Genomic DNA, 14,212 nt, shown 5'->3' on the forward strand with positions numbered 1-14,212 from the left:
CGTGCGCGGACTGAGCGTGGGGTACGTCGTCCGCCGGGTGGGGATGTTCCTGTTCACCATCTGGGCGAGCGCGACGCTGATGTTCTTCATCCCGCGGCTGGCGCCGGGCGACCCGGTGCAGGCGATGATCACCCGGATCACCTCGCAGGCGGGCTACGTCGAGGGCAGCGGCAAGCTGGTCGCCGCCTGGCGGGCCCGCTTCGGACTGGACGACCCGCTGCCGGTGCAGTATCTCCACTACCTGAAGAGCATGGCGACGTTCGACTTCGGCTACTCGCTGGCGCAGTTCCCCGCGCAGGTGGGCACGATGATCGGGCGGGCACTGCCGTGGACGGTCGGCCTGCTGGTCATCGCGACGGCGCTGTCGTTCCTCGCCGGCAGCGCGATCGGTGCGCTGATGGCCTGGCGGCGTACGCCCGCGCTGCTGCGGGTCTTCTTGCCGGTGTCGCTGACGTTCACCGCGATCCCGTTCTACATCCTGGGGATCGTCCTGATCTACGTGTTCGTCTTCACCCTGCGGCTGTTCCCGATCTCCGGTGGCTACCGCGGCGACCTGACGCCCGGGATCAGCCTGGCGTTCGTGAACAGCGTGGTGCAGCACGGCACCCTGCCGGCGTTGTCGATCGTGCTGGCCAGCATGGGGTTCTGGGCGCTCGGCATGCGGGGGATGATGGTCACCGTCGCCGGGGAGGACTACCTGACGCTGGCCCGCGCGAAGGGGCTGCGGCCGCTGGACATCCTTTTCCGGTACGAGATCCGCAACGCGATCCTGCCCCAGGTCACCGCGCTCGTGCTCGGCATCGGCGGGATCGTCGGCGGCACCGTGCTGGTGGAGTACCTCTTCGGCTATCCCGGCATGGGCGCGCTGCTCTACCAGGCGATCTCCACCACCGACTACACCGTGATGCAGGGCATCGTGTTCATCCTGATCCTCACCACGGTCACCGCGGTGCTGATCATCGACCTGGTCTACCCGCTGCTCGATCCGCGCATCTCCTACGAGAGGAGGTGACGGGCCATGGACCCGACCGCCGTCACCCAGATCCAGGAACGGGCGGACGAGGCCGCCGACCCGGCCGGCCGGCGGCCGACGTCGCCTTGGCGCAACCGCAAGTTGCTCACCGGCGCCGGCATGGTCGTGGGGGTGCTGGTGCTCACCCTGCTGGGCCGGCTGCTGTGGGACACCACCCTCGCCAGGGCGGCCAGCTCACCGCTCAACCTGCCGCCGTTCTGGCTGCCGGGCGGCTCGCTCGCGCACCCGCTGGGCACCGAGAACAGCGGCCGGGACATGCTCGCCCTGCTGGTGGTGGGCGGCCCGACGACGCTGCAGGTCGGCCTGGTCGTTGGCGTGACGAGCATGGTGGTCGGCACCGTGCTGGGGTTCGCCGCCGGTTATCGCGGCGGGGTCGTGGACACGGTGATCCGTACGCTGTCCGACACCGCGCTCACCATCCCGACGCTGGCGATCCTGGTGGTGATCTCGGCGTACGTGCGGCAGATGGACGTCACCACGATGGCGCTGATCGTCGCGTTGTTCGCCTGGGCCGGGCCGACCCGGCTGATCCGGGCGCAGGTGCTGTCGATGCGCGAGCAGGGGTACGTCCGGATGGCCCGGCTCACCGCGCTGCCCACGCGGCACATCATGTTCGGGGAGATGATGCCGAACCTGCTGCCCTACCTCGCGGCCAGCTTCATCGGCGCGACGTCCGGCGGCATCCTGGCCGCGGTCGGGCTGGAGGCGCTCGGCCTCGGGCCACAGCGCATCCCCACGCTCGGCATGACGGTGTCCAACGCGATCAGCGGGTCGGCGATCCTGCGCGGGATGTGGTGGTGGTGGGGTTTCCCGACCCTGGTGCTGATGGTGATCTTCATCGGACTGTTCCTGCTGGCGATCGGCCTGGACGAGGTGGCCAACCCGCGGCTGCGGGGAGCGAAGGCATGAGCGTCGACGTGAGTGTTGGCACGGGTACCGGCGATCCCGTTCTGTCGGTGACGGACCTGCGGGTCCACTACCGCACTGCCGGCGGGGACGTGGTGGCCGCGAACGGCGTGTCGTTCGCCCTCGGGCGCGGGGAGACGCTCGGGCTGGTCGGCGAGTCCGGCTCGGGCAAGTCGACCGTGGCGATGGCGATCCTGCGGCTGACCACGCCTCCCGGCCGGGTGGTGGGCGGCTCGGTCCGGCTCGGCGACGCCGACCTGCTGGCGATGTCCGAGGCGGAGCTGCGGACCCGCCGCTGGCGCGACATCGCGCTCATCCCGCAGGGCTCGATGAACTCCCTGAACCCCGTGCTCCGCGTACGCCGGCAACTCGGCGACGCGATCGAGACGCACGAGGGCCGCCAGCCGCGCAGGGCGCTGCGCGAACGCATCGTCCGGCTGCTGTCGCTGGTCAACCTGCCCGAACGCGTGGTCGACCTCTACCCGCACGAGCTGTCCGGCGGGATGAAGCAGCGGGTCTGCATCGCGATGGCGATCGCGCTGGACCCGGCCGTGATCATCGCCGACGAACCCACCAGCGCGCTGGACGTCGTGGTGCAGAAGGCGGTGGCCCAGACGCTGCTGGACGTGAAGAAGCGGCTGAACAGCTCGATGATCCTGATCGGGCACGACATGGCGCTGCAGGCCCAGCTGGTGGACCGGATCGCGGTGATGTACGCGGGGAACATCGTGGAGATCGGTTCCGTACGCGACATCCTGCGCGACCCGCGGCACGCGTACACCCGGCACCTGATCGCCTCCATCCCGTCCATCCGGGAACGCCGGCCGCTGGTGGTCCGCGACGTCCGCGCACCCGACCTGCGCACGCGAAGGCCCACGCCGGCGATGGCCGAGGTCGCCCCAGGCCACCTGGTGGCCACGTCCGACCTGGAGGTGACGGTCGATGGCTGACCAGACGACCGGACAGACGACCGGACAGCCGAATGGGCAGACGCCCGGGCCGGACGGCCCACCGCTGCTGGAGGTCCGGTCGGCGGTGAAGGTGTACGGCAAGGGCGAGGAGCAGACCAAGGCCCTCGACAACGTGTCGTTGACACTGCACGAGACGCCGGCCGGCATCACCACCGTCGCCGGGGAGAGCGGCAGCGGCAAGACGACCCTGTCCGACGCCATCCTGGGCTTCACCACGCTGACGTCGGGCCGGGTGCTGCACCGCGGCCGGGACGTCTCCACCCTCGACAAGGAGGGGTTCCTCGCCTACCGCCGCGAGGTGCAGGCGATCTTCCAGGACCCGTTCGGCGTCTACAACCCCTTCTACCGCGTACGACACGTCTTCGACCTGGCGGTGCGGCACTTCCGGCTGGCCACGTCGAAGGCGCAGGCCCGCGACCTCGTCGAGGACGCCCTGCGGGTGGTCGGGATGCGCGGCGCGGAGGTGCTCGACAAGCACCCGCACCAACTGTCCGGCGGCCAGCGGCAGCGGCTGATGATGGCCCGGGCGTACCTCATCCAGCCGCGGCTGATCGTGGCCGACGAGCCGGTGTCGATGGTGGACGCGTCGTTGCGGGCGCTGATCCTGGACATCATGCTGCGGCTGCGGGACGAGCGCGGCATCTCGTTCCTCTACATCACCCACGACCTGTCCACGGCCTACCAGGTCGGCGACGAGATCTGCATCCTCTACCGGGGTTCGATCGTCGAACGCGGCGACACCCGGGAGGTGATCGACAACCCGCGGCACGAGTACTCCCGGCTGCTGGTCAGCTCGATCCCGGTGCCCGACCCGGACACCGCCTGGGCGTCCGACGGTTGAATCGCCGACGGCTGCCCGTCGGCTGTGCGGCCGCCGACGGCTGAACGACCGACGGCCGCGCCCGACGACCAGCCGTCGGGCGAACGACCGTCAGGCGCCGACGTCGGCGTACGCCGCGAACCTCGCCCGCGCCCGGTCCACCCGGTCGTGCGCCAGGTCCGCCCACGCGGCCACCACCTGGTCGGGGTCGAACCGCCGGGCGACCTCCGCCTTCGCCCACGCCGACCGCTCCGCCCAGGTCGCCTGGTCGGCGGTCTCCAACACCCGCGCCACCGCCTCGTCCAGGGAGCCGCACAGGGCGTCCTCGCCGTACGCCTCGGCGGCGCCCTCCCACGCCCGGATCACCGGCACCGCGCCCGAGCCCATGCCCTCCGCCAGCGCGGCGTGCGAACCCTCCACGTCCGACAGCGACAGGATGTGGCCCACCTTGCGGTACCACGCGGGCATGTCCCGGCCATACGCGTCGAACATCACCGCGCCGCGCAGCAGCGGGTCCTTCTCCACCCGCTCCAGGCTGCGCTGGGTGTCGCGGCGTTCCTCGGGGCGCTCCCACGACGGCTTGTGCGCCCAGCCCATCCGGCTGCGCACCAGCAGGTGGAAGCGCGGGTCCTCCCGGCGCAGAGCGGCGAGCAGGTCCAGGGCCAGGTCGAACCGCTTCAGGCCGGGGGTGATCCCGACCATGCCGAGGGTGAAGCGCGCCTCGGCGTACTTCGGCCGGTCCAGGGCGGCGAGGTCGACGTAGTTCGGGATGTAGACCAGCTTGCCGTCCGGCCAGCCGAGCTCGGTCCGGATCCGCCGGCGCATGTGCGGCGCGATGTAGACCACCGCGTCCACCGCGTCGAGCTGGATCTTGGGAGGGTAGGCGCTCTCGATCTCGAACCGGTGCAGGCGTACGACCAGCCGCTGGTCGGGGCGCTTGGCCCGGGACAGCCAGACCGCGTTCGGCCGGGCCCACTCGGCGACCAGGAGCTGGCCGGAGCGGGCGAGGTTCTCGGTGATGCCGTCGTTGCGCGCGCCGGGCGTACGCCACTCGTCGACGGCCACCTCCAGGTCCGGCCGCTGCCCGAGCTTGGTGGCCAGGCCGCGCATGAACTTCATGTCGTACCCGAACACCCGGACCCGCACGGTTCCCCCGGCCGTCCCGGTGTCTCCGGTGCCTTGATCGGGCTCCGCGAGCGGCGGGAGCAGGGCGAGGACCTGCCGGGCGCCGGCGTCCTGGGCGGCCGCGGTCCACTCCGCATGCTGCTCACCGGTCCGTGGCCACGGCTCGCCGCCCCAGCGGTCCAGGCTGGGCGGCGTCCAGGGGCCCCCGTCGCCGCGCAGCCGGGCCACGGGATAGGAGTACGCCGTCGGCTCGGGGGCCGCGCCGCCCGCCGTCTCGTCCAGCAGCCGCCGCCACAGCGCGAGGTGACCCGGAACGTCCGTGGGGTGTACGTCCGCCGCTCCACCCGCCCGGCCGGAACGCCGGTCCGTACGCCCACCGCGGCCACCGCGGCCACCGCAGGTCGGGCAGCGCCGGTCGGCGGCCAGCGGCGGGAAGACGACGGTGCGCGCGGGCCCGGCCACCCGCTCCAGCACCCCCGCCGCGTCCAGGCTGTCCGCGAGCAGCCCGCCGACCAGCGGAGCGGCCTCCCGCAACTGCCCGGCCCAGGTCACCGGCTCACCGGGGGCGGCGCGTTCGGGCGGGACGGCGAACAGCCACACGGCGGCACCGGGTACGCCGGAGTCGACCGCGGCCAGCGCCGCCGCGGAGGACTCGGCGAGCACCAGGCGGGCACCGGCCAGGGCGGCGAGCTGGGGGTCGGGTTCACCGGAGGTGCGGGCGGGCACCGGCTCCACCGGCGCCGGCGTTCCCGCCGCCCGCCGCCGGGACACGTGCACGCCGAACTCGTGGCCCACCCGCCTGGCCGCCGTGCGGGTCCGCCGGGCGACGGCGTACGCACCGGCGCGCGCGGCCCGGCCGACGAACCGCACCGCCACCCCGGCGGCGCTCGGCACCCGCGCGGTGGGTGCCGTGCTCGGCTCCACCAGCTCCGGTGGCGGCGGCGACCAGGAGACCTGGTGAACGTCCAGGCCGAGTTCGGTGAAGGCGGCATGAACGTTCGCGCGCCAACAGCACACACCCGGGTCAGCTGGCCAGCTCGGGTCGCACAGCACAACTACGCTGCCCACTGCGGCCGGCACAGGGGAGCCTTCCGGGCCTTCCCGGAGGGCCGGCCGCGTCTGCTGGACGCCAAGAGATGTGTCGTCAGCCACGACCGGAGCATAGGGACCCTCGCCACCGATGCCGAGCACCGACGTCGAACAGTCCGGAAATGCCGGGCCCGTTCACACCCCGCCCGACCGCCCCGGCGAGGCGTCAGTTCCCTCACGCACGGTGACATTCGGCTCGGTATCCGGCCGATCTCGCTGTTCGCCGCCCGTGCCCGGCATTGTTTGGCAAGCTGAGCAATCCGGGCTCCGCTCACCGAGCGCTACCGTCCGGCAACAGTGGAAACCGACGACGCGGCACCGCGTACGAGCCATGGGGGGCGGACGTTGAGTTTCGCGGACGACCTGGCCCGGCGCGGGCGTGCGCTCGCCCGGCAGCGCCTCTCTCCTCAGGTCCGTCGGCGGCTGCGTGAGCTCCAGCGGGCAGTACTCGGCCGGCAGACCGCGCTCGTCGCGCGGACCGGCCTGAGTGCCGCCCGAGCAAGCCTCGGCGCCGGGGAGTACGCCGAGGCGGCGGCACGCGTCGATGCCGTGCTGCGGCGCGACCCGGGTGACGTGCCCGCGCTCGACCTGGGGCTTCGGGTGGCGACGAAGCGGGGCGCGGTCACCGAGGCCGGGTCCTACGCCGTCGCCCGGGTCGAGCGGACAAAGCTGCCCGCGCACTGGCGGGAGGCCCGCAGGGCGGTCGGCCGGGCACGGGAGACCGACCCGCGCTGGCGGCCGGTGGTCACCGCACCGGCTCCGCGGGGCTACGAGGCGCGCGAGGGCCGGGTGCTCTACGTCGCCAAGGAGTCCAGGCCCTACCTGCACAACGGGTTCTGCACCCGCTCCCACGAGTCGCTGCGCGCACTCGCCCGCGAGGGCTGGGACGTCGTGGGGGTGACCGAGCCCGGCTTTCCCGGCACGCTGGACGTGACCGACGGGACGGACGGGCCGCATACGCCGACCGCACCGGACCGCAGCGTCGTCGAGGGCGTCACGTACCACCATCTGCTGCCGAACGCAGGTCGTCGCCTCCGCGACCTCGGGCACGACGAGTACGCCAGTCTGGCCGCCGCCACTCTCGCCGGGGTGGTCGCCCGCGAACGCCCCGCCCTGCTGCACGTCTCGTCCGGGCACCGGGGCTACGAGGCCGCGCTGGCCGCCGGTGCGGTCGCCCGCTGGGCCGGCATTCCGTGGCTGTACGAGGTACGCAGCTTCTTCGAGACGACCTGGACCTCCGACGCGCGGCTCTCCGAAACCGCGGAGTATCCCCGCCGCCGGTTCGCCACCGAGACCGCGATGATGCGAGAGGCCTCCCTCGTCCTCACGTTGTCGTCGCCGATGCGGGACGAGATCGTCGAACGCCACGGCATCCCCGCCGACAAGGTGCGGGTGGTGCCCAACGGCGTCGACCTCGACCGGTTCGCACCGCGCCCGCGCGACCCCGACCTGCGCCGCAAGCTGGGGTTGACGGACTCGTTCACCCTCGGCTACGTGAGCAACCTGTCCCACCCGCGCGAGGGCCAGGAGGTACTGATCGAGGCGGTCGCCCGGCTGCGGGCGCGGGGACGCGCGGTGACCGGGCTGCTGGTCGGCGACGGCGGCCGGCGGCCCGCGCTGGAAGCCCTGGCCGAGCGCCTCGAGGTGGCCGAGCACGTGGTCTTCACCGGCAACGTGCCGTTCGACGAGGTGGCCGGGCACTACGCCCAGATCGACGTGTTCGTGGTGCCCCGGGTGGACGAACGCGCCGCCCGGATGGTCTCGCCGATGAAACCGTTCGAGGCGATGGCGATGCGGGTCCCCGTCCTGGTCGCCGACCTGCCCGCGCTGACCGAGATCGTGGGCAGCACGCCCGGGGGAGCGGGAGGCCAACGCGGGCTGGCGTTCCGGGCCGGCGACCCGGGTGCGCTGGCAGCCGCGGCGGTCGAGCTGATGGACGACGTACCCACCCGTCGGCACCTCGTCGACAACGCCGCGGCGTGGGTCGCCGCCGAGCGTTCCTGGGACGCGGTGGCCGGCGCGTTCGTTCAGGCGTACGCCGACCTGCTGCGCCTCGGCGAGCCGGGTCGACCAGCTCGTACTGCACCAGAGGAGGGATCGGCGTGCTGATCACCCGGCGCCTCGGCCACGATCCCGCCCTGGCCATCGACGACGCGACCCGCGCGCTGGCCGGGCACGACTGGACCCGCCCCGACGGCGCGCTGTTCGGATACTTCCCGGTCTCGCGCGGAAACCCCTTCCAGGACATGCTCTACTCCCGGCTGCGCCCGGCCGGGCTCACCCCGTTACCGACGTACGACCTGACCGTCACCCAGCAGGTCGCATCCATGGTCGCGGGCGCCGGCGTGGAGTTCGTCGCCCACCTGCACTGGCTCAACCCCGTGCTGGCCAAGGCCCGTGACGAGGCCGACGCCCGGGACCGCGTGAAGGCTTTCCTGGACGGGCTGGCACAGCTGTGCGACACCGGCGCGCGGCTGCTGTGGACGGTGCACAACATCCTTCCCCACCAGACCCGCTACCCCGACCTGGACGCCGAGCTGCGGCAGGGCGTGGTCTCCTTCGCCGAACGCGTGCACGTGATGAGTCCGCGCACCCGCGAGCTGGTCGCGCCGTGGTTCGACATTCCCGCGGACAAGGAGCTGTCCGTCCCACACCCGTGCTACCAGGACGCCTACCCGTCGTGGATGCCGCGGGCGCAGGCCCGGGCCGAGCTCGGCCTGCCCGACGGCACCACCGTCTTCCTGCTGCTCGGCCGGGTCCAGCCGTACAAGGGGATCACCGAACTGCTCGACGCGTTCGACCGGTTGTGCGAACGCGAACCCGGGCGGTACGCCCTGCTCGTCGCCGGATCGGCCGGCTCCGAACCGGAGACGCTGGCGTTCCGGGACCGGCTGCGGGCGCACCCCACCGCGCACGCCTCGCTGCGGAAGATCCCGGCGGAGGAGATGCAGGTCTACCTGCGGGCGGCCGACCTCGCGGTACTGCCGTACCGCCGTTCGCTGAACTCCGGCGCCCGCGCGCTCGCACTCACCTTCGGGTTGCCGGCGGTGGTTCGCGACGACGCGGCGCCCGGGCTGCGGCTGGAGGCGAACCACACGCTCCGGTACGACGGGCGGACCGCCGACAGGTTCGGCAACGGCATCGGCAACGGCATCGGCGACGGATTCGGCGGCAGGTTCGGCAGCACCCTCGACGACAGCACGGCCGGCAGCGTCGACGGCCTGCTCGAAGCCCTCGCCGAGGCCGGGCGGGTGCTCACCACGCCACAGGCCCGGGCGAGCGCCGCCGCGGCGGCCGCCCGCCTTGCCCCCGCCCGGGTCTCGGCCACCTTCGCCGCCGCCGTGCGCGGATGGCTCGACCCAGCGCACATCCCCGCGCACGACCCAGACCACATCGCAGGGCACGACCCAGACCACGTCCAAGGAGGAACACCGTGACCGTCGTGCACATCACCGGCGCCCGTCCGAACTTTCCGAAGGCCGCACCGGTCCTGGCCGCACTCGCCCGGCTCGGACTCGAGCAGCGGCTGGTGCACACCGGACAGCACTATGACGACCGGCTGTCGGAGATCTTCTTCCGGGAGCTGGACCTGCCCCGCCCGGACGTCAACCTGGGCGTCGGCTCGGGCTCGCACGCGAGCCAGACGGCCGCGGTGATGGTCGCGCTGGAGGAGCTGTTCAGCAGCGAGCCGCCCGAACTCGTCGTCGTGTACGGCGACGTCAACTCCACGGTGGCGGCGGCCCTGGTCTGCGCGAAGATCGGCGTACCCCTGGCACACGTGGAGGCCGGGCTGCGCAGCTTCGACCTGACCATGCCGGAGGAGATCAACCGCAAGGTCACCGACGCGCTGTCCGATCTCGCGTTCGTCACCAGCCCGGAGGCGATCGGCCACCTGGCCCGCGAGGGCGTACCCGACGAGCGGATCCACCTGGTCGGCAACCCGATGATCGACACGTTGCTCACCCACCTGGACCGGTTCGAGCCCGGCCCCGCCCAGGCGGCGCACGGTCTGAACGGCCGGTACGCCGTGGCCACCCTGCACCGCCCCGGCAACGTCGACGGCGAGGCACAGGCCCGCGCGCTGGTGCAGGCGATGCACAAGTGCGCCGACCTGATGCCGATCCTGGTTCCGCTGCACCCGCGCGGCCGGGCCCGGCTGCTCGAGCTCGGCTTCGCCGACCACCCGGACATCCGGGTGGTGGATCCGCTGGGATACGTCGAGTTCATGTCGCTCGTCCGCGGCGCGGAGGCGGTCCTCACCGACTCCGGCGGCGTACAGGAGGAGACCACCGTGCTCGGCGTCCCCTGCCTCACTCTCCGGCCGTCCACCGAACGCCCGGCGACCATCACCCACGGCACCAACCGGCTGGTACGCGCGGACACGTTGCCGGCCGAGCTGTCGCAGATCGCCGACCGCGGGCGCCCGTCGTCGTGGCCGGTGCCGCCGCTGTGGGACGGGCAGGCCGGCCCGCGCATCGCCGCGATCGTCTCCGCCTGGCTGGCCGACCGCTCGTCCGTGGCGGGCGCGGCCAACTCGCCCGGATGAGCGACGCCTCCGCGGCCGGCGACCGCACGGCTGGTGACAGCACGACCCGCGACAGTACGGCTCGAGGTGCCGACTCCGGCGCCGACGGGCGAGGTCCGGCGCGCCGGATCGTCCTGGCCACCAGCAACGGCACCGGCATGGGCCACCTGGCCCGGCAGGCCGCCGTCGCGCTCGCGCTCCAGGACACGGTGGACGCCGAACCCCTCGTCTTCTCCCTGTCCCAGGCCGTGCACGTCGTGACCCGGCACGGGCTGCGGGCGGAGTACTGCCCGAGCCACCACCGCAACTGGATGCCGCACCTGTCCTGGCACGGATACCTCGCCGCGCGCGTCGGCGCGTTGCTGGCCGAGACGGGCGCCGACACCTTCGTCTTCGACGGGGTGGCGCCCTACCTCGGGCTACTCCGGGCGCGGGCCGCGCACCCGGACGTCGCGTTCGTCTGGGTACGCCGCGGCATGTGGCGGCCGGGCGCCAACCGGCGGGCGCTGGCCGCCGAACCGTTCTTCGACCTGGTCGTCGAGCCCGGGGACCTGGCCGCCGAGGCCGACCGCGGCGCCACGGCCGGTCGCCGGAACGCCGTACAGGTCCCTCCGATCAGCGTCTGGCCCCGGAGCCGGCCACTGTCGCGACCCGAGGCGGCGGCCGCGCTCGGGCTCGACCCGGACCGGCCGACCGCGCTGGTCACCCTCGGCGCCGGGTCGATCAACGACGCTGTCACGCCCGCACTGGCCGCGATCCGGACGTTCCTCGATCGCCCGGAGTGGCAGGTGGCGGTGACCAGGGCGCCGCTGGCGCGGTCCGGGCTGCCGCCCGCGGAGGCGGCCCGCGTGCACGAACTCGTCGACGTGTATCCGCTGGCCCGTCACCTTGCGGCGTTCGACGCGGCGGTGAGCGCCGCCGGCTACAACGCGGTGCACGAGTTGCTGCCGGCCGGGGTGCCGACCGTTCTGGTACCGAACGCCGCCACCGCCACCGACGACCAGCGGACCCGGTCCGAGGCAGTGGCCCAGGCCGGGCTCGCCGTACTGGCGGTCGACGACACCGCGCCGTCGGTCGCCGCGGCGTGTGCGCGGGTGCTGGACCCGGCAGTGCGGGCCGAGCTGGCGGCCGCATGCGCGCGACTGCCCACGCCGACCGGTGACCTGGCCACTGCGGAGCAGCTGCGCAACCTCGCCGGCTTCACCGGCCATCGGGCCGGCCGAGCCGAACGGTTGCGAGCGTTCGACCTGGAAGCCCGCGCCGGCGTGATGCGTGCGCTGGGCCCGGCCGGAACCTCCGCCGTACGCCGGGCGCTGGGCCGTCTACCGGTCCCCGGGCCCATGCGTCCGCTGGCCGTCCGGCCGACCGTCACCGACCGGCTGGACCCGGCCCAACTGCGCGGTGACCACCCGGTCGAGCACGTGCTGGCGGGCAGTTCCCCGGCCTACCGCGCCCGGCGCCTCGCGATTGCCCACGACGCCTACCGGTGGCCGGCGGAGGCCGAACCGGACGACCGGCTCGCCCGAACCGGACGACCAGCCGGCCGCGCCTGACCGCGGGAGTCCTAGCCGCTCACTGCACCCGCGGCCTGTTCGAAGCCCGTCTCGGACGGGTCTGGGACCGGGCGTCCCCGCCGCCCCGGTCGTCCGAGCCTCACCGTCGCCGGTCAGGGACGATCGGCGCCGGCCGCACCGCGCCGGCCGTCTGCTCCGACCGGCACCACCTCGACCCGGACCGTCGCGGCGGGCAGCTTCGCGGCGTAGAACGCCGACCCGGTGGTGGCGCCCAGCCAGGTGCGGGCTCCGCGGGCCGTCACCGCCTCGACGTCGTACCGCGTACCCCTGCCCGCCTGGGACCCCCAGTGCACGCGCACGCCGTCACCGGACCGCTCGGCCACGACGTTCACCGGCGCCGCCGGTGGCCGTGACCCGTTGCCCAGCAGCGCCAGCTCGCCGACGTGGACGTCCAGGTCCGGCTGGGCGCCGCGCAGGCGCAGGCCCACGCTGACAAGAGTCCGGCCGGCGAACCGGCCCAGCGGCGCGGTGTGCGTACGCCACCGGTCCGCGGTGTCCCCGAGCGGTACGACGACATCGTGGTCCGGTTGGTCGGCGAACCGGAGAACGGCGTCCCAACTCGCTTCGCCGGTCGCCGTCACCCGCAGCCTGGTGTCCCGCTCGACGCGCAGCCGTGTCGCGTACAGCGGGATGGTGGTGGGCTCGGTGAGACCTCCGCGGATGTGCAGGGACGAACCACCCCGCCAGGCCTGGTCGTGGTCCAGGTCGACGGTCAGCGGCGACCCCCGAACGATCCAGCGCCAGGTTGGCAGGACGTCCTGGGCGCTGAGGTTGTTCCAGTCGCCGCGCTGCCACACCTGTCCGTCGTACGCCCACAGCCGGCCGCGGCCGTCGCCGAACGTCGTGACGAACGGCGTGTGGGTCACCACCGCGTGCTCGGCCACCTTGGTCGACACTCCGCGCCAGCCCTCGGCGTCGGCGGAGGAGGAGCTGGGGTCGTCGTCCGCGCCGACCCAGAAGCGGGCATCCCGCTCGGCGTACTGCGACCTGTCGTCGGTGCCGGTGAGGGTGAAGTCGGGCCGGTACAACGCGACCGAGATACCGGAACCGTCCCCGTCGTCGGGGAACAGCGTGTCGAAGTACCTCTGCACCGCGAACTGCCGCCAGCCCACGTCCACGCCGGCGTGCAGGTCGGCCGGGTCACGGCCCATCGCCTTCGCGTGCGCTGCCGAGGACGCCAGCCGATCGGCGTTCCAGCCGTAGTTGAGGAACATCAGGTCGGAGACGGCGAAGAAGTCGTCGTTGGCGTCGGTGAGTGCGTTCTGCCAGTCCACTTCGCCGGACTCGACCATCGCGTCGTACCACAGCACCTGCTGGCCGTGCGCCCTGAGCTCGACCAGGAAGTCCCGCATGTCCTTGGCCAGCTTCGCGTCCGAGCCCTCCGTCTCCTGGTTGACGAACCAGCCGTCGAACCCGTAGTAGTCCGCCGCCTGCGCCAGCTTGGCCGCGGCAGGGAAATGGCCGGCGGCGTCCCGGGTGAGGAGCTGCCGGACCCATTCCAGCTTTCCGCCGTACACGGTGGGCGGCAGAAAGACGGTGCCGAGGACCGGCACGCCGTTGCGGTGGGCGGCGTCGACCACGGTCGGGTTCGGGGCGAGGATCAGGCCCTCGCCGGCGGATCCGCCCCAGAACACCAGGGTGTCGAGGTACTGCCAGAAGTCCGAGGTGTAGTAGTCGAAGTCGGCCGACCCCTGGGACGGGTTGCCGTCGGTGTTGGCGAACACCGACAGCGCCATCACCCGACGTGGCCTCGCCAGTGGGTTCGCCGTCGTCAGCCGATCCACGACCCGCCCCGCCAGGGGAGTGGTGCTGCGGTTGTACGCCGCATCGGGGTCGGTGGACGGGCTCCACGCGAGCAGCTCGTCCGGGAACCAGTTTGGTGCGTACGGCCGGCCCGCATCCGCCGACGGGGCGGTGGCAGCCGACCGACCGGTGCCGACCGAGGACGGGACCACAGCTGCTCGCGGCGCCGATGCTTTCGGGTCGGCCGCGCCCGCACTCGGTGAGGTTGTATGCGCAGTGCCCGTCGACGTCGTACTCGCCGCGCTCACAGCGCCGGGTGCCATTGCCGCACCGAGCAGCCCGACGGTCAGGGCTATCCCGGCAATCCGGCCGGGACTCGCTGTGGGTCTCGCCATCGTCGACCTCCCCGTCTGCCGGCACGCGCCG

General features: G+C 73.1%; 10 protein-coding genes. 8 read left to right on the forward strand and 2 right to left on the reverse strand.

What is annotated here, in order from left to right; all coding sequences use genetic code 11:
- The first annotated feature begins 1 nt into the window (after window position 1).
- The 4 genes from F4554_RS30540 to F4554_RS30555 are packed head-to-tail and all read left to right on the forward strand — an operon-like array spanning window position 2 to window position 3,751.
- Window positions 2-1,012: an ABC transporter permease subunit gene (locus F4554_RS30540; protein ID WP_179791045.1), complete on the forward strand. Its 1,011-nt coding sequence runs from the start codon at window positions 2-4 to the stop codon at window positions 1,010-1,012.
- A gap of 6 nt (window positions 1,013-1,018) precedes the next feature.
- A complete protein-coding gene (locus tag F4554_RS30545; RefSeq protein ID WP_179791046.1) occupies window positions 1,019-1,942 on the forward strand; it encodes an ABC transporter permease in 924 nt (307 codons plus the stop codon).
- Window positions 1,939-2,889 carry an ABC transporter ATP-binding protein gene (locus F4554_RS30550; protein WP_179791047.1) on the forward strand — a complete coding sequence of 317 codons (951 nt, stop codon included), beginning with the start codon at window positions 1,939-1,941 and terminating at the stop codon, window positions 2,887-2,889. The genes F4554_RS30545 and F4554_RS30550 overlap by 4 nt, the downstream gene beginning before the upstream one ends.
- Entirely contained in the window at window positions 2,882-3,751 is an 870-nt protein-coding gene (locus tag F4554_RS30555; RefSeq protein WP_179791048.1) for an ABC transporter ATP-binding protein, read from the forward strand. The genes F4554_RS30550 and F4554_RS30555 overlap by 8 nt, the downstream gene beginning before the upstream one ends.
- 90 nt (window positions 3,752-3,841) lie before the next feature.
- On the opposite strand, the gene F4554_RS30560 is transcribed toward F4554_RS30555, so the two are convergent.
- The gene (locus F4554_RS30560) at window positions 3,842-6,007 is read right to left on the reverse strand and encodes a glycosyltransferase family protein (RefSeq protein ID WP_179791049.1); all 2,166 of its coding nucleotides are present in this window, start codon (window positions 6,005-6,007) and stop codon (window positions 3,842-3,844) included.
- A gap of 282 nt (window positions 6,008-6,289) precedes the next feature.
- Here F4554_RS30560 and F4554_RS30565 point away from each other — a divergent pair, with 282 nt between their 5' ends.
- From F4554_RS30565 to F4554_RS30580, 4 genes are read left to right on the forward strand one after another with little or no spacing between them, the layout of a single operon-like run.
- A complete protein-coding gene (locus F4554_RS30565) occupies window positions 6,290-8,053 on the forward strand; it encodes a glycosyltransferase family 4 protein (RefSeq protein ID WP_179791050.1) in 1,764 nt (587 codons plus the stop codon).
- Window positions 8,047-9,381: a glycosyltransferase gene (locus tag F4554_RS30570; protein WP_179791051.1), complete on the forward strand. Its 1,335-nt coding sequence runs from the start codon at window positions 8,047-8,049 to the stop codon at window positions 9,379-9,381. Before F4554_RS30565 ends, F4554_RS30570 begins: the two co-directional genes overlap by 7 nt.
- Entirely contained in the window at window positions 9,378-10,490 is a 1,113-nt protein-coding gene (gene wecB / locus F4554_RS30575; protein ID WP_337796265.1) for a non-hydrolyzing UDP-N-acetylglucosamine 2-epimerase, read from the forward strand. The genes F4554_RS30570 and wecB overlap by 4 nt, the downstream gene beginning before the upstream one ends.
- On the forward strand, window positions 10,487-12,022 hold the full coding sequence (locus F4554_RS30580) for a glycosyltransferase (protein ID WP_179791053.1): 1,536 nt from the start codon (window positions 10,487-10,489) through the stop codon (window positions 12,020-12,022). The genes wecB and F4554_RS30580 overlap by 4 nt, the downstream gene beginning before the upstream one ends.
- A gap of 113 nt (window positions 12,023-12,135) precedes the next feature.
- On the opposite strand, the gene F4554_RS30585 is transcribed toward F4554_RS30580, so the two are convergent.
- Window positions 12,136-14,181 carry an endo-beta-N-acetylglucosaminidase gene (locus F4554_RS30585; RefSeq protein ID WP_179791054.1) on the reverse strand — a complete coding sequence of 682 codons (2,046 nt, stop codon included), beginning with the start codon at window positions 14,179-14,181 and terminating at the stop codon, window positions 12,136-12,138.
- Window positions 14,182-14,212: the final 31 nt, after the last annotated feature.

This window comes from Actinopolymorpha rutila (assembly GCF_013407855.1).
Classification (GTDB): Bacteria; Actinomycetota; Actinomycetes; order Propionibacteriales; family Actinopolymorphaceae; genus Actinopolymorpha; species Actinopolymorpha rutila.

Excerpts from the sequence above, each read along its gene's own strand:
- F4554_RS30580 (WP_179791053.1), top strand. The coding sequence starts at position 10,487 with ATGAGCGACGCCTCCGCGGCCGGCGACCGCACGGCTGGTGACAGCACG.
- F4554_RS30555 (WP_179791048.1), top strand. The coding sequence starts at position 2,882 with ATGGCTGACCAGACGACCGGACAGACGACCGGACAGCCGAATGGGCAG.
- F4554_RS30545 (WP_179791046.1), top strand. The coding sequence starts at position 1,019 with ATGGACCCGACCGCCGTCACCCAGATCCAGGAACGGGCGGACGAGGCC.
- F4554_RS30585 (WP_179791054.1), bottom strand. The coding sequence starts at position 14,181 with ATGGCGAGACCCACAGCGAGTCCCGGCCGGATTGCCGGGATAGCCCTG.
- F4554_RS30550 (WP_179791047.1), top strand. The coding sequence starts at position 1,939 with ATGAGCGTCGACGTGAGTGTTGGCACGGGTACCGGCGATCCCGTTCTG.